Here is a 17,419-nt window from a genome sequence, read left to right on the forward strand (position 1 = left end):
CTCGCCTTCGACGCCGCGGGCCGCTCCGCGTGCCGCGCGGTCGTCGACGCCCGCGCGAACGGCGGCCGCGGCTGGGACGCCGCGACGTGGACGCGGGCCCGCGGCTGGGCGGTCCTGTACGCCGCGAGCATGGTGGCCCACCCGGACGCGCACCCGCGGCTCGTGCCGATCGGCGAGCACGCTCTGCGCGAGCTGGCCGCGGGGGCCTGACCGCGGGACCGGACCGCGGCGCCCGGCCGCGGGGCCGGGCCGCGGGGCCGGGCCCGTCAGAAGGTCACGACGGTCGCGCCCTCGAGCGTGAACCGCAGGATCTCGTCGCGCGCCACGTGCAGCTGCAGCCCGCGGGCCCGCAGCGCGTCCTCGGTGCCGTCGGCGCGGGCGGAGTTCACGCACGCCCCGACGCGGACCCCGGCAGCCACGAGCTCGTCGATCTGCCGGTCGAAGGTGCGCTCGGCCTCCGAGGCCCCGGCGCCGAGGCGGCGCTGCGCCGGCCCGAAGCAGAACACCTCGACGGCGACGCCGTGCTCGCCGGCGGTCTCGAGCACGCGCTGCGCGACGCGGCTGCCGGTGACCAGCGAGTCGGGGTCGTCGTGGAACAGGTGGACCACTGTCTTGCGCACGTCGCGCTCCTTCGTCTCGGCAGCATCCGGCTGCGCCCGGCCGTGCACGGACCGTAGCGGGCCGCCGCGCCGGCGGACCGGTGTGGTCGCAGGATGGACCCATGGCGAGGACGCCCACCACGACCTGGACCGACGTCGACCCCCGCGCGTACGTCGCGGCCGTCGCGCACCCTGTGCGCCGGCGCGACGCCGAGACGCTGCTCGACCTCATGGCGGGAGCGACGGGCCGCGAGCCGCGCATGTTCGGCTCCTCGATCGTCGGGTTCGGCGCGTACCGCTACCGCTACGCGAGCGGGCAGGAGGGCGAGGCGCCCGCCGCCGCCTTCTCCCCGCGCGCGGGCGCCACGACCGTCTACCTCGCCGACGGCGTCGCGGCGCACGCCGAGGCGCTCGAGCGCCTCGGCCCGCACACCACCGGCGTCGGCTGCCTGTACCTCAAGGACCTCGCCGCGGTGGACCTCGCGGTGCTGGCCGACGTCGTGCGGCGCTCGTACGCCGCGGTCACCGACGGCACGTCCGGGCCGCGCGACGGCACCACCGGCTGAGCGGCCCGGGCGGGAGAGCCGGGAGACCACGACGGCCGCCGGGCCCCGGCAGCGCGACGGCGCCCCGCCGCTCCGCGAGGGAGCGACGGGGCGCCGTCGTCGTGCGTGCCGCCGAGGCTCAGGCCACCAGCGAGCGCAGCACGTACTGCAGGATGCCGCCGTTGCGGTAGTAGTCGGCCTCACCGGGCGTGTCGATGCGGACCACCGCGTCGAACTCGACCGTGGAGCCGTCCTCCTTGGTGGCGGTCACGTGCACCGTGGCGGGCGTGGTGCCCTCGTTGAGCGCGGTGATGCCGGCGATGTCGAACGTCTCGGTGCCGTCCAGGCCGAGCGACTCGGCGCTCTCGCCGGCCGGGAACTGCAGCGGCAGCACGCCCATGCCGATGAGGTTGGAGCGGTGGATGCGCTCGAACGACTCGGTGATGACGGCCTTGACGCCCAGCAGCGCGGTGCCCTTGGCGGCCCAGTCGCGGGACGAGCCCGAGCCGTACTCCTTGCCGCCCAGCACGACCAGCGGGGTGCCCTGCGCCGCGTAGTCCTGCGCCGCGTCGTAGATCGTGTCCTGGGCGCCCTTGACGAAGTTGAAGGTGAAGCCACCCTCGACGCCGTCCAGGAGCTGGTTCTTCAGGCGGATGTTCGCGAACGTGCCGCGGATCATCACCTCGTGGTTGCCGCGGCGCGAGCCGTAGGAGTTGAAGTCGCGACGCTCGACGCCGTGCTCGGCCAGGTAGCGGCCGGCCGGGCTGTCCGGCTTGATGGCGCCGGCCGGCGAGATGTGGTCGGTGGTGACCGAGTCGCCGAGCTTGGCCAGCACACGGGCGCCGGAGATGTCGGCGACCGGCTCCGGCGTGGCGCCCATGCCCTCGAAGTACGGGGGCTTGCGCACGTAGGTCGACTCGGCGTCCCACGCGAAGGTGTCGCCCTCGGGGGTCTCCAGCGCGCGCCACCGCTCGTCGCCGGCGAAGACGTCCGCGTAGTCCTTGGTGAACATGTCGCGGTCGATCGACGCGTCGATCGTCGCCTGGACCTCCTCCGGGGAGGGCCAGATGTCCTTGAGGAACACCGGGTTGCCCTCGGTGTCGGTGCCGAGCGGCTGGGCGTCGAAGTCGAAGTCCATCGTGCCGGCCAGGGCGTAGGCGATGACCAGCGGCGGGGACGCCAGGTAGTTCATCTTGACGTCCGGGTTGATGCGGCCCTCGAAGTTGCGGTTGCCCGAGAGCACCGAGACGACCGACAGGTCGTGCTCGTTGACCGCCGCCGAGATCTCGTCCGACAGCGGGCCCGAGTTGCCGATGCAGGTGGCGCAGCCGTAGCCGACCAGGTGGAAGCCGAGCTTCTCGAGGTACGGCCACAGGCCGGCCTTCTCGTAGTAGTCGGTGACGACCTGCGAGCCCGGGGCCATCGACGTCTTGACCCACGGCTTGGAGGCCAGGCCCTTGTCGACGGCGTTCTTGGCCAGCAGCGCGGCGGCGAGCATGACCGACGGGTTCGAGGTGTTGGTGCACGAGGTGATCGAGGCGATCACGACGTGGCCGTGGTCGAGCTGCGTCGTCGTGCCGTCGGCGAGCGTGACGTCGACGACCTTGTGCGGGCGCTTCGCCGAGTCGCCGTGCCCCGGGGCCACCGGCTGGTCGGACGGGTTGTCGTGCGCCGAGGCGGCGATCGGGTCGGACGCCGGGAAGGTCTCGTCGACCGACTCGTCGAGGCCGGTGAAGGCCGCGGCCTCGGCGGGGCTGACGTAGTCCAGGATCGCGGAGGCGAAGGACTCCTTGGCCTCGGACAGCTCGATGCGGTCCTGCGGGCGCTTCGGGCCGGCGATCGACGGCACGACCGTCGACAGGTCGAGCTCGAGGTACTCGGAGAACACCGGCTCGGTGTAGCCCTCGGCGGTCGGGTCGAGCCACAGGCCCTGCTCCTTGGCGTACGCCTCGACGAGCGCGAGCTGCTCGTCGCTGCGGCCGGTCAGGCGCAGGTAGTCGACGGTGACCTGGTCGATCGGGAAGATCGCGGCGGTCGAGCCGAACTCCGGCGACATGTTGCCGATGGTGGCGCGGTTGGCCAGCGGCACCTGGGCGACGCCCTCGCCGTAGAACTCGACGAACTTCCCGACCACGCCGTGCTGGCGCAGCATCTGGGTGATCGTGAGCACGACGTCGGTGGCCGTCACGCCGGCCGGGATCGAGCCCGACAGCTTGAAGCCCACCACGCGCGGGATGAGCATCGACACGGGCTGGCCGAGCATGGCGGCCTCGGCCTCGATGCCGCCGACGCCCCAGCCGAGGACGCCCAGGCCGTTGACCATCGTGGTGTGCGAGTCGGTGCCGACGCAGGTGTCCGGGTAGGCGCGCAGCACGCCGTCGACCTCGCGGGTCATCACCGTGCGGGCCAGGTACTCGATGTTGACCTGGTGCACGATGCCGGTGCCCGGGGGCACGACCTTGAAGTCGTCGAACGCCGTCTGGCCCCAGCGCAGGAACTGGTAGCGCTCGTGGTTGCGCTGGTACTCCAGCTCGACGTTGCGCTGGAACGCGTCGGCGCGGCCGGCCACGTCGATCTGCACCGAGTGGTCGATGACCATCTCGGCCGGGGCCAGCGGGTTGATGCGGGCCGGGTCGCCGCCGAGCGCCGCGACGGCCTCGCGCATGGTGGCCAGGTCGACGACGCAGGGCACGCCGGTGAAGTCCTGCATGATCACGCGGGCCGGCGTGAACTGGATCTCGGTGTCGGGCTGCGCGTCGGGGTCCCACGACGCGAGGGCGCGCACGTGGTCGGCGGTGATGTTCGCGCCGTCCTCCGTCCGCAGGAGGTTCTCGGCGAGGATCTTCAGGGAGTAGGGCAGGCGCTCCAGGCCCTCGACCGCCGCGAGGCGGAAGATCTCGTAGGCCTTGCCGCCGACCTCCAGCGTTCCCTTCGATCCGAACGTGTCCACGCTGCTCACTACGGCTCCTCCAACGGGGCTGACGCGCGCCGGGCCGTGCGCTCGCGCACGCGGGACACCGACGCTGGCTTCGGGGCTCACCCGGCCGGGCCGGGCACTGCGTCCAGCATATCCCACATATCTTGACGTCAAGATACTGAGGGTCCCCTCACCCGCCCGCCACCGGGGCGCGCACCGGGCGGCGGTGCCGCGGCCCGCGCGGGAATCATCCGGCGGGTCCGGTCGTTGGACCAGGGCCGCCGACGGCCGACCGGAAGGACACCGATGCCCGCGCCCCGCCCGACCGCCACGTCCGCCCCCACGCCGACCCCGAGGACCTCGCCGACCCTGCGGACCTCGCCGGCCCCGACGCCGACCGATTCCGCGGTGTCGGACGCCGCCGGCGCGGCGCAGCCGGCCGCGCCGCCGGCCCTGCCGCCGCTGCACGAGCAGGCCGAGCGCCTCGTCGCGCTCGGCGCGCTCGCCGACGGCGGCGTGACCCCCGCCGCGCTGCGCGACGCCGCCGATCGGCTCGCCGCGACCGCCCCGCCGGGGGCGCTGCTGGTCCTCGCGCCCGCCGCCGCGCCCCCGTCCCGCCTCGCTCCCCTGCTGCGCCTGCCCGCCCCGGGGCGCCAGGGCGGCGAGCGGGCCGGCTTCGTCGTCACCGACATGACCGACGTCGACGCGTTCGCGCCGGTCGTCGAGCTGCCCGACGCCCTCGTCTACGCCGTCGTCGCGCCGGACCGCGGCGACGACCTGCGCGGCTGGTCCCCCGCGGAGGCCGCCGCCGAGCTGGCGGCGCGGGGCCGCACGCCGCTGACCCTGGCCGAGGGGATCCACTGGGCGCTGCAGGCGCCGTCGGTCCTCGACAAGAACGTCTGCTACATGACGATCGGCTCGCGGCTGCGCCGGCCCGACGGCCGGTACGACGCCCGCACCCCGGCGCTGTGGATCTCCGGCGGCACGGGCCGCGACGGCCGCGAGCGCCGCGGCGCGCCCAAGGTGGGCTGGTGCTGGTGGAACAACCGGCACACCTGGCTGGGGTTCGGCTCCACCACGCGGCGGGTGGCGCCGTGACCGCGGCGACGGCGCAGCGCCCGCCCGTGACGTTCCTGCCGAGCCCGTTCCTCGGCCCGGCGGTGTGGGAGCCCGTGGCCGAGCGGCTGCAGGGCCACGGCTGGCGCACCCGCGTGGCGCCGGTGCGCGGCGCCATGCCGGCAGAGGTGCTGGACGGCTTCGAGGAGGCCCTCCCGGACGACGAGCCCACGGTGCTCGTGCCGCACTCGAACGCCGGGCTGTACGTCCCGGCGATCGCCGCGGTGCTGCCGCCGGCGGGCACGGTGTTCGTCGACGCCGCGCTGCCGCCGGCGTCCGGCGAGGCCGCGCTCGTGGCGCCCGGGCTGCGCGCGGGCCTGCGCCGTCGGGCTGACGACGCCGGGCTGCTGCCGCCGTGGACCGCCTGGTGGCCGGAGGCAGACGTGCGCGCCCTGGTGCCGGACGAGGCGACGCTCCGGGCGGTCGAGGCCCAGGCGCGCCGGCTCCCGGCGACCTACCTCGACGCGACCCTGCCGGTGACCGCCGGGTGGGCGGGCGGGCGCAACGCGTACCTCGCCTTCGGCGGCACGTACGCCGACGAGCTGGAGCGGGCGCGCGGGGCGGGCTGGCCCACCGACGAGCTCGTCGGCGGCCACCTGCACATGCTCGTGGACCCCGACGCCGTGGCGGGCGCGATCGCCGCCCTGCTCGCCCGGATCTGACCGTCCCGGAGCCGCCGGGCCGCCGTGGGCACGGACCCGGGCCGCCGCGGCGAGCCCGGCGGGTCCGTGCCTACGGTGGGCCATGGCTACCTATCGCGTGGAGGCCCTGCGGACCGACGGCCCGGACGACGTGCACTCGTTCCGGGCCGCCAGCGACGACGACGCCGCGGTCGTGCTGGCCGGCGAGCGCCGCGAGGGCCGCCTGCCACCCGTCGACCAGTACATCGTCCAGGTCACCGACGACGACGGCGGCCGGCGCCAGCTCGACGTGCGCTACTACGCCTGACCCGCCGCGCGGGCCGCGGCCCCGCCGTCGCCGGCGCTCACACCGGCGCTCTCACCGGCTCTCACACCGGCCCTCTCACCGGCGCAGGACGGCCACGGCCTCCACGTGGTGGGTGTGCGGGAACAGGTCGAACCCGCGCAGGTCGTCGAGCTCGTACCCGCGGTCGGCGAAGTAGGCCAGGTCGCGCGCGAGCGCGGCCGGGTCGCAGGCCACGTAGACCACGGTGCCCGGCCCCCGCTCGGCGATCGCCTCGACGACGGCGCGGCCGGCGCCGGCGCGCGGCGGGTCCAGCACGACGACGTCGGCGCCGCCGACGTCCGCCCCGGCCGCGTCGGTGCCCGCGAGCACCCGGTCCACCGCACCGAGGTGCAGCGTGACCTGCGGCAGGGCGTGGGCGTTGCGGCGGGCGTCCTTGACGGCGCGCGCGTCGCCCTCGACGGCGACGACGCTGCCGGACTCCCCCGCCGCGACCGCCAGCGGCAGCGTGAACAGGCCCGCGCCGGAGTACAGGTCCAGGATGCGCGCGCCGGAGACGTCGCCGACGGCGGCGAGCACGGCGTCGGCGAGGACGGCGGGCGCCGCCCGGTGCACCTGCCAGAACCCGTCGGCGGCGACCCGGTAGCGGAACTCCTGCCCGGCGACGGCCCCGGCCGTGACCGTCACCGCCTCGGTGACGGCGCGGCGGGCGTTGGGGCGTGTGTCGGCGCGGCCGCGGTGCCACGGCGCGCCGTCGACCAGCAGCACGGGGTCGCCGCCGCCGGCGGGCGCGACGAGCTCGAGCTCCGCACCCGGCCGCCAGCGGCGCGACCACACGCCCTCGGCCTCGGCCAGGGCGCCGACCGCCTCGGTGGCCAGCGGCATGCCGTCCAGCGGCACGACGTCGTGCGAGCGGAACCGGCGCATGCCGGCGCGGCCCTCGCCGTCGGCGACCAGGTCGATGCGCGTGCGGTAGCCGAGGCCGCCCCGCTCGTCGTCGCCGGGCGCGGCCTCCACCACGACGTCGCGCTCCAGGCGCGCGAGCCGCGCCAGCTGCTCGGCCAGCACGGCGGCCTTCCAGCGCCGCTGCGCGGGCAGGGCCACGTGGGACAGCTCGCCGCCGCCCACGCCGCCGGGGCCGGCGGCGGGCCACGCGGGCGCCACGCGGTCCGGCGAGGCGTCGAGCACCTCCACGGCGTCCGCGCGCCAGAACCGCGACCCGCCCTCGGTCACGACGGCGCGCACCCGCTCGCCCGGCAGCGCGTGCCGCACGAACACCACGCGCCCCTCGTGGCGGGCGACGCAGTGCCCGCCGTGCGCGACGGGGCCGACGACGAGCTCGAGCTCGCGACCTGCCTCGGTGTCGGCGGGGCGGAGGCGGGGCGCGGAACGGTGGGGTCGGGGCACCGGACCATTCTCTCCCGACCGGCGACCGGGGTCGCACGCCGGCGGGGCGCCCCGCTCAGTACCGGCGCAGGCGACCCTCCACGTAGTCCTCGCCCTCGAGGCCGGTCTGCCCGGCGGTCGAGGCGAGCTGCCACGGCACGGACGCCACCACCACCCCGGGCGTGAACAGCAGCCGCCCCTTGAGGCGCAGCGCCGACTGGTTGTGCAGCAGCTGCTCCCACCAGTGGCCGACGACGTACTCGGGGATGTAGACCACGACGAGGTCGCGGGGCGACTCGCGCCGGATCGAGCGCACGTACTTGAGGATCGGCCGGCCGATCTCGCGGTACGGCGAGTCGAGCACCCGCAGCGGCACCGGCAGGTCGAGCGCCTCCCACTGGCGGGTCAGGTCGGCCACCTCGTCCGCGTCGACGCCCACCGTGACGGCCTCGAGCACCGACGGGCGCGAGGCCCGGGCGTAGGCGAGGGCCCGCATGGTCGGCTTGTGGATCTTCGAGACCAGCACGAGCGCGTGCACGCGGCTCGGCAGGGCGCGCGCCGCGGAGACGTCGTCGAGCGACAGCTCGTCGCGCACCCGGTCGTAGTGCGCCCGGATCCCGCGCATGAGCACGAACAGCGCGGCCATCGCCAGGATGGTGATCCACGCCCCGTGGGTGAACTTGGTCAGCAGCACGATCACGAGCACGGAGCCGGTGCACGCCAGGCCGACGCCGTTGACCACGCGCGAGCGCTTCATGCGCGCGCGGGTGCGCGGGTCGGGCTGGCGCTTGAGCTCGCGGGTCCAGTGCCGGATCATCCCGAGCTGGCTGAGCGTGAACGACACGAACACGCCCACGATGTACAGCTGGATGAGGCGGGTGACCTCGGCGTCGAACGCGAGGATGAGCACGACCGCCGCGGCGGCCAGCGTGAGGATGCCGTTGGAGAACGCGAGCCGGTCGCCGCGGGTGTGCAGCTGCCGCGGCAGGAAGCCGTCCTTGGCCAGGATCGAGCCGAGCACCGGGAACCCGTTGAAGGCGGTGTTCGCGGCGAGCACGAGGATCAGGCCCGTGATCGCCGAGACGGCGTAGAACGCCGGGGGGAAGCCGGTGAAGATCGCCTGGGCGAGCTGGCCGATCGTCGGGTGCTGGTCGTAGTCGGCCGGGATCGGGCCGCCGTCCAGGGTGAGCTGCGCCTGCGGGTCGGCCGCGTAGTGCACGCCGGTGGCCTGCGCCAGCACGAGGATCGAGATCACCATCGTCGCCGAGATGGTGCCGAGCAGCAGCAGCGTCGTGGCCGCGTTGCGCGACTTGGGCTTGCGGAACGCCGGCACGCCGTTGCTGATGGCCTCCACGCCGGTCAGCGCGGCGCACCCGGAGGCGAACGCGCGGGCCAGCAGGAACGCGCCGGCCAGGCCCATGAGCCCCTGGTCGTAGGCGGCCGACGGCACGAGCTCGAACTGCGCGGACTCCGCCGCGGGCAGGTTGCCGGCGAGGTAGCGGACCGCGCCGGTCACCACCATGAGCCCGATCAGGGCCATGAAGAGGTAGGTGGGGATCGCGAAGAAGGTGCCCGACTCGCGCACGCCGCGCAGGTTCATCACCGTCAGCACCACCACGGCGATCACGGCCGCGCTCGTCTCGTGGCCGCGCAGCGCCGGGATCGCCGACGCCGCGTACTGCGCGGCCGACGAGATCGACACCGCCACGGTGAGCACGTAGTCGACCAGCAGCGCGGAGGCGACCCCGAGGCCCGCCGCCGGGCCGAGGTTGGTGGTGGCCACCTCGTAGTCGCCGCCGCCGGACGGGTAGGCGTGCACGTTCTGGCGGTAGGAGGCCACGACGACCAGGAGCACGAAGACGACGGCCAGGCCGACCCACGGCGAGATCGCCGTCGCGGCGATCCCGGCGACGGCGAGGGTCAGGAGGATCTCGTCCGGCGCGTACGCCACGGACGACAGCGCGTCCGACGCAAAGATCGGCAGCGCGATGCGCTTCGGCAGGAGGGTGTGGCCGAGCTTCTCGCTGCGGACCGGACGCCCGAGGAGAAGCCGTTTGGCGACGTCCGCGATGTCTGACACGAGAAGAACTCTAGGCGCGTCCCGAGCGCTCGCGCCTCACGCACCACCAGGTCCTCCCCCAGGTTGTAGCGTTCCGTTCGTGCACTTCGTGATCATGGGCTGCGGCCGCGTGGGAGCCACGCTCGCGCAGGGGATCGAGGCCCGCGGGCACTCGGTGGCGATCATCGACCAGAACCCCGACGCGTTCCGCCGCCTGCCCGCCGAGTTCGAGGGCCAGCGCGTGACCGGCGTGGGCTTCGACCGGGACACCCTGCGCCAGGCCGGCATCGAGGACACGTACGCGTTCGCGGCCGTGTCCGACGGCGACAACTCGAACGTGCTGGCCGCCCGCGTGGCCCGCGAGACGTTCGGGGTCGACAAGGTCGTGGCGCGGATCTACGACCCCCAGCGCGCCGAGATCTACCAGCGCCTCGGCATCCCCACGGTGGCCACGGTGCGCTGGACGTCGGACCAGGTGCTGCGGCGCATGCTGCCGCTCGGCGCCACCGACGAGTACCGCGACCCGTCCGGGCAGGTGCGCCTGGCGCAGGTCGACTACCACCCCGGCTGGACGGGCCACAGCGTGCGGCGCATCGAGGCGGTCACCGGGGCGCGCGTCGCGTTCCTGTCCCGCTACACCGACGGCGTGCTCGTGACCGGCGACACCGTGCTGCAGGAGAACGACGTGCTGCACGTGCTGATGCGGGACGAGGACGCCGCGACCGTCGAGCGGCTGCTCACCCACGCGCCGGACCTGAAGGAGGACTGATGCGCGTCGTCATCGCCGGCGCCGGCTCGGTGGGGCGGTCCATCGCCCGCGAGCTGCTCGCCCACGACCACCAGGTGGTGCTCGTCGACAAGTCCCCCGCCGCCATGCGCGTGGCCCAGGTGCCCGACGCCGACTGGCTGCTCGCCGACGCGTGCGAGCTGCCCACGCTCGAGACCGCCCAGGTCGCGGAGGCCGACGTGGTCGTCGGGGCCACCGGTGACGACAAGGCGAACCTCGTGTTCTCGCTGCTGTGCAAGACGGAGTTCGGGGTGCCGCGCACCGTGGCGCGCGTCAACAACCCCAAGAACGAGTGGATGTTCGACGCCTCGTGGGGCGTGGACGTCGCCGTCTCGACGCCGCGCATCATGACGGCGATGGTCGAGGAGGCCGTCGCCGTGGGCGACCTGGTGCGGATCTTCACGTTCCACCAGTCAGGCGCGGACATCCTCGAGCTCACCCTGCCGGAGAGCTCGCCGCTGGTGGGCACGCGGGTGGGCGCCGTGCGCTGGCCGGCGGACACGGTGCTCGCCGCGATCGTGCGCGGCACCTCCCCCATCGCCCCGTCGATCGACGACACCCTCGAGGCCGGCGACGAGCTGCTCATCGTCACCGGGCGGGAGGCCGACGAGGGGGCGCTGCAGCGGTTGCTGGTGCGCGGCACCGCCGACGTCACCGAGCCCGGTGCCGCCGCCGACGCCGCCGACGCCGCGGACGCCGGGCTGGCGCTGCAGCCGCAGAGCTCGCCGTCGTCCGACGGCGGGGACGGCGCGCGCGAGCGCTGAGGTCAGCCGGCGGCCGGCGCGCCGGCCGCCGGGTGCGGACGGCGCACGACCGCCCAGGTGAGCCAGAGCACCAGGCCCCACAGCGGGACGCCGAGGACCAGGTGCGCCGTGCCCAGCCAGCCCACCTCGTCCGACAGGTACAGCGGCACCTTGACGGCCAGGCGCACGGCGAACAGCCCCACCCAGAACCAGGTGGCCAGGGCGTAGCGGCGCACCAGCCGCGGGTCGCGGCGCCAGGCCGTGACGCCCGCGAACGGGCTCGTGCCGCCGGCCGCCCGGGCCCGCGCCTGGTCGGCGCTGAACCCGGCGCGCAGCGCCTCGACCACGAACCCCACGACGGGCCAGCGCACGAGGATCGACACCAGCACCGCCGCGAGGTAGGCGGCGTTCGTCACCAGGCCCCAGACGTAGAAGTCCTCGGCCTCCCCCGAGCGCCAGGCCCAGACGACGCCGACGGCGATGCCCAGCAGGCCGCCGAGCGCCTGCGTCACCGGGGTGCGCTGCACCAGCCGGGCGACGACGGCGACCAGGGCGGCGGCGACCGCTGCGCCGAGGGACCAGGCGAGGTTCGACGACGCGACGAACACGACGACGAAGACCAGGCCCGGGGCCACCGCCTCGACGACGCCGCGCACGCCGCCGACGGCGTCGGCGAACGAGAACTGCTCGGCGGTCACGGCGCGCAGCCCGCCACCGCCGGCGGCGGGCGGGTCCTGCGGGGCCGCCGGCGGCGCGGGCGGCTGCTGCTCGCTCACTCGCCGGCCCGCGGGCGCAGCTCGTAGCGGGGGTTGAACATGGTGCGCCGCCCCTCGACGTCGCAGACCATGCCCTCGACCTTGACGCGGCGGCCGGGCTCGATCCCGGCGATCGAGCGCCGTCCCAGCCACACGAGGTCGACCGACCCGGACCCGTCGTAGAGCTCCGCCTCGACGGCGGGCACGCCCTCGCGCGGGCGCAGGACCACGGAGCGCAGCACGCCCGCGGCCGTGCCGCGCGAGCGCGCGGCGAGGTCGGCCACGGCCCTGCAGCCGCGGTACTTGGCGGCCTCGTCGCGCTCCTCGACGGCCGCCACGTCGTCGGCGGAGGCCAGCACGTGCTGGACGGCGGTGCGCAGTGACATCGGTGCTCGATCCCTCAGCGGATCTCGGTGATCTCGGGCCCGCGGGTCAGCGGGTCGAAGGACGGCGTCTCGGGCGCCAGGCCCTCGGTCGCCGTCTCGGGCTTGCGGCCCTGGTTGGGCAGGGTGAGCGTCAGCAGGTCGCGCGGCGGGCGCGGCGCGCCGTCGCGGACCACCACGACGCCGGCGAAGACGGACTCCAGCGGCCGGGCGGCCGCGGCGTCGACGGCCGCCTTGCCCGTCAGCACGCCGCGCAGGAACCAGCGCGGCCCGTCGACGCCGACGAACCGGGCGGGCCGCACGGCCTGGCGGCCGTCGGCGGTGGTCGCGGGGATGCGGGCGATGAGCTCGCGGCCGAAGGGGCCGGGCACGTCGTCGACGGTGCCGCCCTGCTTCGTCACGGACGCCGCGATCTCCTCGCGGACCTCGTCCCAGATGCCCGCGGTGCGGGGGGCGGCGAACGCCTGGACCTGGAGCCCGGACCCGCCGAGGGTGGCCGAGACACCGGTGACCTTCTGGGTGCGCTTGTCGATCTCCATGCGCAGCTCGAGGCCGGGCAGCACGGGCAGCCAGATCGCGCCGAGGTCGACGCGCGGGCCCATGCTCGACACCTGCGAGGCGTCGAACGGGCCGCGGGCCGGCTCTGCCGGCTCGGCCGCCGTGGTGCCCTCGGCCGGCTCGCCGGCCGGGACGGCAACGTCCTGCGGCTGCTCGGCAGGCTCGGACGCCTGCGGCGTCCCCTTCGACGCGGTGCGCCGGAACAGACCCACGGGGGGCCTCCTTCACTCTCTCGCCCCTGCCGGGCGCGTGCCCGGCAGGCCGTACGTGTCCACAGTAGCCCGAGGCCAGGACAGAGATTCAACGCTGCCCGCGACCCGGGTCTTCCCGGCCGGCGGCGGCCGGGAGGGCGGCTCAGGCCTGCGCCGCCGCCCAGCCCCCGCTGGAGCCGAACCCGCCCTCGCCGCGGTGCGACCCGGGCAGGGTCTCCGCGCGCAGGAACCGCGCGCGCTCGACCCTCTGGATGACGAGCTGGGCCACGCGGTCGCCGCGCTGCAGCCGGACGGGCTCGGCGACGTCGGTGTTCAGCAGCGTGACCTTGATCTCGCCGCGGTAGCCGGCGTCCACGGTGCCGGGCGCGTTGACGATCGTCAGGCCGTGGCGGGCCGCCAGCCCGGAGCGCGGGTGCACGAACGCCGCGTAGCCGTCCGGCAGGGCGATCGCGACGCCGGTCGGCACGACCACGCGGCCCTGGGGCGGGATCTCCACGTCGACGGTGGTCACGAGGTCGGCGCCCGCGTCGCCCGGGTGGGCGTAGGCGGGAACCGGCGCTGCGTCGTCGAGCAGGCGGATGAGGACGTCGACGGTGGTCCCGTCGGGCAGGTCGGTCTGCGGCACGCGGGCAGCCTAGCCGCCGCGGGCGCCGGGCCGGGACGGCCACGGCCGCCACCTGGGATGATCGTGCCCATGAGCGACGCCACCGTCCCCGCCCACCGCGAGCGCCTGCACCCGGGACCGGCGGTGCTGGCCGCCGCGGTCGGCCTCGGCCTGGTCCTCGGTCTGGTCGCCGCCCCGTTCGGCACGCCGGCGGCCGTGGCCGTCGGCGCCGTGGTGGCCGCCGCGGGCGTGGCGGCGCTGCTCGCGGCCTCGCCCGTGGTCGAGGTGCGCGACGGCGAGCTGCGCGCCGGCCGCGCGCACGTGCCCGCCCGCCTGCTCGGCGACGTCGTCCCGCTCACGGCCGAGCGGATGCGCGAGGAGCTGGGGCCGGTGCTCGACGCCCGGGCGTACGTGTGCCTGCGCACGTGGGCGCGCACCGGCGTGCGGGTCGAGCTGGACGACCCGGCGGACCCGACGCCGTACTGGCTGGTCTCGACGCGCCACCCCGAGCTGCTGGCGCAGGCCGTGGCCGCGGCGCGGGACGCCGCCGCGGCCTGACCCGCACGCCGCGGCCCGCGCGCCGGGCGGGTGCCGGAGACGCACGAGGCCGCCGCGCCCAGGGCGCGGCGGCCTCGTGCCGGTCGCTGCGGGACCGGCCGGACCAGGTCTGTTGGATCAGGCCTGTCAGATCAGGTCTGTCAGACCAGGTCCGGTCTCCGGTCAGTTCAGGGTGTCGTCAGGCGGCGCACTCGGTGCAGATCATCTGGCCGTTCTTCTCGTAGGCCAGCTGGCTGCGGTGGTGGACGAGGAAGCAGTTCGAACAGGTGAACTCGTCCGCCTGGCGCGGCAGGACGCGCACGGTGAGCTCCTCGCCGGACAGGTCGGCGCCCGGAAGCTCGAAGCCTTCCGCGGCCTCCGTCTCGTCCTCGTCGACGACACCCGACGACTTGTCGGAACGACGAGCCTGGAGCTCCTGGATCGAGTCCTGCTCCACGTCCTCGTCGTTCTTGCGGGGGGCGTCGTAGTCGGTTGCCATCTGTGGGGTCACGCTCCGTGTCTCGGTGTCCGTACGCGCAGGTAATGCTCGGCGACCAAGTTTTGTTCCCGGTCGGCGCAGGGATTGTGCACCATTCGCGTCACGTACGCGAGATCCTGTCCGGCGTGGTGCGTCACATCTCTCTCACCTGCGCGGATGCAGGTGTGAGCAGCGTCTCAGAACGGTCGCCCCAGGCACCTTCGAACCGCCTCGTGTCAGCACCCCGGACCGCCTCGCCGGACCCGGCGGGCCGGTGGTGGCGAGGGACCGCCGGGCACCCTCAGGCGGGGGCGTCCGCCGCGTCGGCGTCGGCCTCCTCCAGGAGCGCCACGAGGTCGTGGACCACCGGCGCCGCCCCGACGACGGTCATGGCGGCGCCGGCGCGGCGCCCGCGCAGCCCGGTCACCACCGCGCCCGCCTCGGCGGCCACGAGCGCGCCCGCCGCGAGGTCCCAGGGGTTGAGGCCGCGCTCGTAGTACAGGTCGAGCGCGCCCTCGCCCACGAGGCACAGGTCGATCGCCGCCGACCCCAGCCGCCGGATGTCGCGCACCCGCGGCAGCACGGTGCCGAGCACCCGCGCCTGGGCGGCGCGGCGCCCGGCGGCGTAGCCGAAGCCGGTGCCCACGAGGGACGTCGCGAGGCTCGCCGCCCCGCCGGCGGACAGCCGCTCACCGTCGCGCGCGGCGCCCTCCCCCAGCCCCGCGGACCAGGTGCGCCCGTCGACCACGGAGCGGACGGCGCCGGCGAGCACGGTCCAGCGCTCGGGGTCGGGCGGTCCGGCGACGACGGCCACCGAGACCGCGTAGGAGGCCACGCCGTAGAGGTAGTTGACGGTGCCGTCGATCGGGTCGAGCACCCAGGTGAGGCCGCTCGTGCCCGCGACGTCGTCGCCCTCCTCGCCGAGGATGCCGTCCTGCGGCCGTGCCTCGGCCAGCCGGCGGCGCAGCAGCGCCTCGGAGGCGCGGTCCATCGCGGTGACCGGGTCGACGTCGGAGGACTTGGTGGCGGCCACGGTCACCCGGGCCGGGCGCCCGGTGCGCACGAGCTCGCCGGCCTCGGTCGCCAGCCGCACCGCGAGGTCGCGCAGGCCGGCGACGGTGGTGCCGGCGGGCAGGGGCGGGACGGGGGCGGCCTCGGCGACGGTCTGGGCGGCGGGCTCGGGCGCGGAGGTGCTCACCCGCCCATACTGCCCTGCCCGCGGCTGCCCCAGCGCCCGGACCAGCGCGAGTCGGCGCCCGGCACCACCCAGCCGAGCCGCAGCGACAGCAGGCGGAAGCCGAGGATGCCCACCACGACGAGCGCCTGCGTGCCGACGTTGAGCAGCCCCGCGTGCCACAGGGCCGCCGTGGCGGCCGCCCCGACCAGGGCCGGCACCGCGTACAGCTGGCGGTCGGCGAGGACGAGCGGCACCTCCCCGACCAGGAGGTCGCGCACGATCCCGCCGCCGATGCCGGTGAGCACGCCGACGACGACCGCCGCGAGCAGGCCCACGTCGTACTCCAGCCCCTTGGTCGTGCCCAGGAGCACGAACAGCGCCAGCGCGGCGGCGTCGAGCACGATGACGGCCCGGCGCATGCGCTCCAGGCGGGGGTGGAGGAAGAAGATCACCAGCCCGGCCGCGAGCGCCGCCACCACGAGCGGCCAGCGCGCGATCCCGACCGGCGGCGTCGCGCCGATCAGCACGTCGCGCAGGATCCCGCCGCCCAGCCCGGTCGCCCAGCTGAGCACGAGCACGCCGAACACGTCGAAGTTCTTGCGGACGGCCGCCAGCCCCCCGGAGAGGGCGGCGACGAACACCCCGGCGAGCTCGAGCGCGGCGTCGACGGGCAGGTCGTGCAGGAGGTCCACGCCCGCCATCCTCCCCCGCGCGCGGGCGGTCGCGCGTCCAGCGCCCGCCGGCGCCCACGGCGGCGTCCGCGCGGTGCCGATCGGCGGCACACCGGCGCGGTTGCGCCGCGGGACGGCGGGGCGGTGGCACGCTCGGGGGGACATGTCAGCAGGTGCAGGGTGGTCGACGATCCTGCCGAGGGAGGAACCATGGCGGAGCTCCGGCTCGTGAGGGTCCGCGAGGACGGCGAGCACCTCGTGCTCGCCGACGACCACGGCACCGAGCACGTCCTCGCGGTCACCGACGCCCTGCGCGCCGCCGTCGCGCGGCGCCCGGACCGGCGCCCCGATCCCCGCCCGGCCACGGCCGGCGCCGCGACCGCCACCCTGAGCCCGCGCGAGCTGCAGACGCGCATGCGCGCCGGCGCGTCCGCGGAGGAGCTCGCCGCCGAGGCCGGCGTCGACGTCGAGCACGTGCGCCGCTTCGAGCACCCCGTGGTCGCCGAGCGCGAGCACGTCATCGGGCTCGTGCGCGCCCACCAGGTGCAGGGCCTCGACGGTGCCAAGGAGCTGGGCGAGATCGCCGACGCCCGCCTGGCCGCCCGCGGCGTCCCGGCCGACGACGCGACCTGGAGCGCGCGCCGCGAGGGCACCGCGCCCTGGGTGGTGGAGGTCCGCTTCGCCGCGGGCGACCGCGAGCGCTCCGCCCGCTGGACGTTCGACCTGCGCGGCCGCGTGGTGACGCCGCTCGACGACGAGGCCCGCTGGCTCGGGCAGCCCGACGACCCGCTGACGCCCGACCTGCGCGGCGTGCCGTCGCTCTCCGCGCGCCGCGGGCCCGCGACGCTCGACGACGACACGACGCTGCTGCTCGACGACCTCGCCGGGCGCCGCGGGCAGCGCCCGGCCTCGCGCCCGTTCGCGCCGTCGGCGCCGGGCGGCGACGTGCCGCTCGGGGCGCCCGCGCC

Annotated in this window: 19 protein-coding genes and 1 pseudogene; 9 read left to right on the plus strand and 11 right to left on the minus strand. The window is 75.8% G+C overall.

Going from position 1 to position 17,419, the window contains the following annotated elements:
* A pseudogene (locus tag GSF02_RS16765) lies at nt 1-210 on the plus strand (phosphotransferase); the annotation flags it as partial.
* Nucleotides 211-266: 56 nt separating this feature from the next.
* Here the strand turns inward: GSF02_RS16765 and GSF02_RS16770 are convergent.
* Nucleotides 267-620, minus strand: coding sequence for a hypothetical protein (locus tag GSF02_RS16770; protein ID WP_159798522.1), 354 nt, complete (start codon nt 618-620; stop codon nt 267-269).
* Nucleotides 621-721: 101 nt separating this feature from the next.
* Here GSF02_RS16770 and GSF02_RS16775 point away from each other — a divergent pair, with 101 nt between their 5' ends.
* Nucleotides 722-1,165, plus strand: coding sequence for a DUF1801 domain-containing protein (locus GSF02_RS16775; protein WP_159798523.1), 444 nt, complete (start codon nt 722-724; stop codon nt 1,163-1,165).
* Between the two features lie 118 nt (nt 1,166-1,283).
* On the opposite strand, the gene GSF02_RS16780 is transcribed toward GSF02_RS16775, so the two are convergent.
* Nucleotides 1,284-4,103, minus strand: coding sequence for an aconitate hydratase (locus GSF02_RS16780; RefSeq protein WP_159798524.1), 2,820 nt, complete (start codon nt 4,101-4,103; stop codon nt 1,284-1,286).
* Between the two features lie 366 nt (nt 4,104-4,469).
* On the opposite strand from GSF02_RS16780, the gene GSF02_RS16785 reads away from it, so the two are divergent.
* The 3 genes from GSF02_RS16785 to GSF02_RS16795 all read left to right on the plus strand — a co-directional run bounded on the left by GSF02_RS16785 (nt 4,470) and on the right by GSF02_RS16795 (nt 6,125).
* Entirely contained in the window at nt 4,470-5,159 is a 690-nt protein-coding gene (locus tag GSF02_RS16785; protein ID WP_159798525.1) for a DUF5701 family protein, read from the plus strand.
* Nucleotides 5,156-5,839, plus strand: a complete 684-nt coding sequence (locus tag GSF02_RS16790) for a hypothetical protein (protein ID WP_159798526.1) — start codon at nt 5,156-5,158, stop codon at nt 5,837-5,839. The genes GSF02_RS16785 and GSF02_RS16790 overlap by 4 nt, the downstream gene beginning before the upstream one ends.
* Nucleotides 5,840-5,921: 82 nt before the next feature.
* Nucleotides 5,922-6,125: a hypothetical protein gene (locus GSF02_RS16795; RefSeq protein ID WP_159798527.1), complete on the plus strand. Its 204-nt coding sequence runs from the start codon at nt 5,922-5,924 to the stop codon at nt 6,123-6,125.
* A 75-nt stretch (nt 6,126-6,200) separates the two neighbouring features.
* On the opposite strand, the gene GSF02_RS16800 is transcribed toward GSF02_RS16795, so the two are convergent.
* Both GSF02_RS16800 and GSF02_RS16805 read right to left on the minus strand, forming a co-directional pair.
* Complete coding sequence (locus tag GSF02_RS16800) at nt 6,201-7,508, minus strand: class I SAM-dependent RNA methyltransferase (protein WP_159798528.1); 1,308 nt, start codon at nt 7,506-7,508, stop codon at nt 6,201-6,203.
* A gap of 55 nt (nt 7,509-7,563) precedes the next feature.
* Nucleotides 7,564-9,567, minus strand: a complete 2,004-nt coding sequence (locus GSF02_RS16805; protein ID WP_159798529.1) for an APC family permease — start codon at nt 9,565-9,567, stop codon at nt 7,564-7,566.
* Nucleotides 9,568-9,661: 94 nt separating this feature from the next.
* On the opposite strand from GSF02_RS16805, the gene GSF02_RS16810 reads away from it, so the two are divergent.
* A complete protein-coding gene (locus GSF02_RS16810) occupies nt 9,662-10,315 on the plus strand; it encodes a potassium channel family protein (RefSeq protein WP_159798538.1) in 654 nt (217 codons plus the stop codon).
* The gene (locus tag GSF02_RS16815; RefSeq protein ID WP_159798530.1) at nt 10,315-11,097 is read left to right on the plus strand and encodes a potassium channel family protein; all 783 of its coding nucleotides are present in this window, start codon (nt 10,315-10,317) and stop codon (nt 11,095-11,097) included. The genes GSF02_RS16810 and GSF02_RS16815 overlap by 1 nt, the downstream gene beginning before the upstream one ends.
* Before the next feature lie 2 nt (nt 11,098-11,099).
* Here the strand turns inward: GSF02_RS16815 and GSF02_RS16820 are convergent, their stop codons facing one another.
* The 4 genes from GSF02_RS16820 to dut form a co-directional block, all read right to left on the minus strand.
* Nucleotides 11,100-11,852 carry a DUF3159 domain-containing protein gene (locus GSF02_RS16820; RefSeq protein WP_235915650.1) on the minus strand — a complete coding sequence of 251 codons (753 nt, stop codon included), beginning with the start codon at nt 11,850-11,852 and terminating at the stop codon, nt 11,100-11,102.
* On the minus strand, nt 11,849-12,217 hold the full coding sequence (locus GSF02_RS16825) for an OB-fold nucleic acid binding domain-containing protein (protein ID WP_159798531.1): 369 nt from the start codon (nt 12,215-12,217) through the stop codon (nt 11,849-11,851). Before GSF02_RS16825 ends, GSF02_RS16820 begins: the two co-directional genes overlap by 4 nt.
* A 14-nt stretch (nt 12,218-12,231) precedes the next feature.
* Nucleotides 12,232-12,984, minus strand: a complete 753-nt coding sequence (locus tag GSF02_RS16830) for a DUF3710 domain-containing protein (RefSeq protein ID WP_159798532.1) — start codon at nt 12,982-12,984, stop codon at nt 12,232-12,234.
* A 142-nt stretch (nt 12,985-13,126) separates the two neighbouring features.
* Nucleotides 13,127-13,609, minus strand: a complete 483-nt coding sequence (gene dut, locus GSF02_RS16835; RefSeq protein WP_235915651.1) for a dUTP diphosphatase — start codon at nt 13,607-13,609, stop codon at nt 13,127-13,129.
* Nucleotides 13,610-13,678: 69 nt separating this feature from the next.
* On the opposite strand from dut, the gene GSF02_RS16840 reads away from it, so the two are divergent.
* Nucleotides 13,679-14,146, plus strand: a complete 468-nt coding sequence (locus GSF02_RS16840) for a DUF3093 domain-containing protein (protein ID WP_159798533.1) — start codon at nt 13,679-13,681, stop codon at nt 14,144-14,146.
* 178 nt (nt 14,147-14,324) lie between these two features.
* On the opposite strand, the gene GSF02_RS16845 is transcribed toward GSF02_RS16840, so the two are convergent.
* The 3 genes from GSF02_RS16845 to GSF02_RS16855 form a co-directional block, all read right to left on the minus strand.
* Entirely contained in the window at nt 14,325-14,624 is a 300-nt protein-coding gene (locus GSF02_RS16845; protein WP_159798534.1) for a DUF4193 domain-containing protein, read from the minus strand.
* 280 nt (nt 14,625-14,904) lie between these two features.
* Nucleotides 14,905-15,801 carry an inositol monophosphatase family protein gene (locus GSF02_RS16850; protein WP_159798535.1) on the minus strand — a complete coding sequence of 299 codons (897 nt, stop codon included), beginning with the start codon at nt 15,799-15,801 and terminating at the stop codon, nt 14,905-14,907.
* Nucleotides 15,798-16,472, minus strand: coding sequence for a trimeric intracellular cation channel family protein (locus GSF02_RS16855; protein WP_408003911.1), 675 nt, complete (start codon nt 16,470-16,472; stop codon nt 15,798-15,800). The genes GSF02_RS16850 and GSF02_RS16855 overlap by 4 nt, the downstream gene beginning before the upstream one ends.
* Before the next feature lie 189 nt (nt 16,473-16,661).
* Between GSF02_RS16855 and sepH the strand changes: the two genes are divergently transcribed.
* On the plus strand, nt 16,662-17,419 hold a 758-nt coding region (gene sepH / locus GSF02_RS16860), incomplete at its 3' end, for a septation protein SepH (protein WP_159798537.1).

It is taken from the genome of Puerhibacterium puerhi, assembly GCF_009846865.1.
Lineage (GTDB): Bacteria > Actinomycetota > Actinomycetes > Actinomycetales > Cellulomonadaceae > Puerhibacterium > Puerhibacterium puerhi.

Bases quoted from the DNA above. Each gene is read 5' to 3' on its own strand.
- GSF02_RS16775 (WP_159798523.1), top strand. From the start codon at position 722: ATGGCGAGGACGCCCACCACGACCTGGACCGACGTCGACCCCCGCGCG.
- GSF02_RS16795 (WP_159798527.1), top strand. From the start codon at position 5,922: ATGGCTACCTATCGCGTGGAGGCCCTGCGGACCGACGGCCCGGACGAC.
- GSF02_RS16810 (WP_159798538.1), top strand. From the start codon at position 9,662: ATGGGCTGCGGCCGCGTGGGAGCCACGCTCGCGCAGGGGATCGAGGCC.
- GSF02_RS16815 (WP_159798530.1), top strand. From the start codon at position 10,315: ATGCGCGTCGTCATCGCCGGCGCCGGCTCGGTGGGGCGGTCCATCGCC.
- GSF02_RS16825 (WP_159798531.1), bottom strand. From the start codon at position 12,217: ATGTCACTGCGCACCGCCGTCCAGCACGTGCTGGCCTCCGCCGACGAC.
- GSF02_RS16840 (WP_159798533.1), top strand. From the start codon at position 13,679: ATGAGCGACGCCACCGTCCCCGCCCACCGCGAGCGCCTGCACCCGGGA.
- GSF02_RS16845 (WP_159798534.1), bottom strand. From the start codon at position 14,624: ATGGCAACCGACTACGACGCCCCCCGCAAGAACGACGAGGACGTGGAG.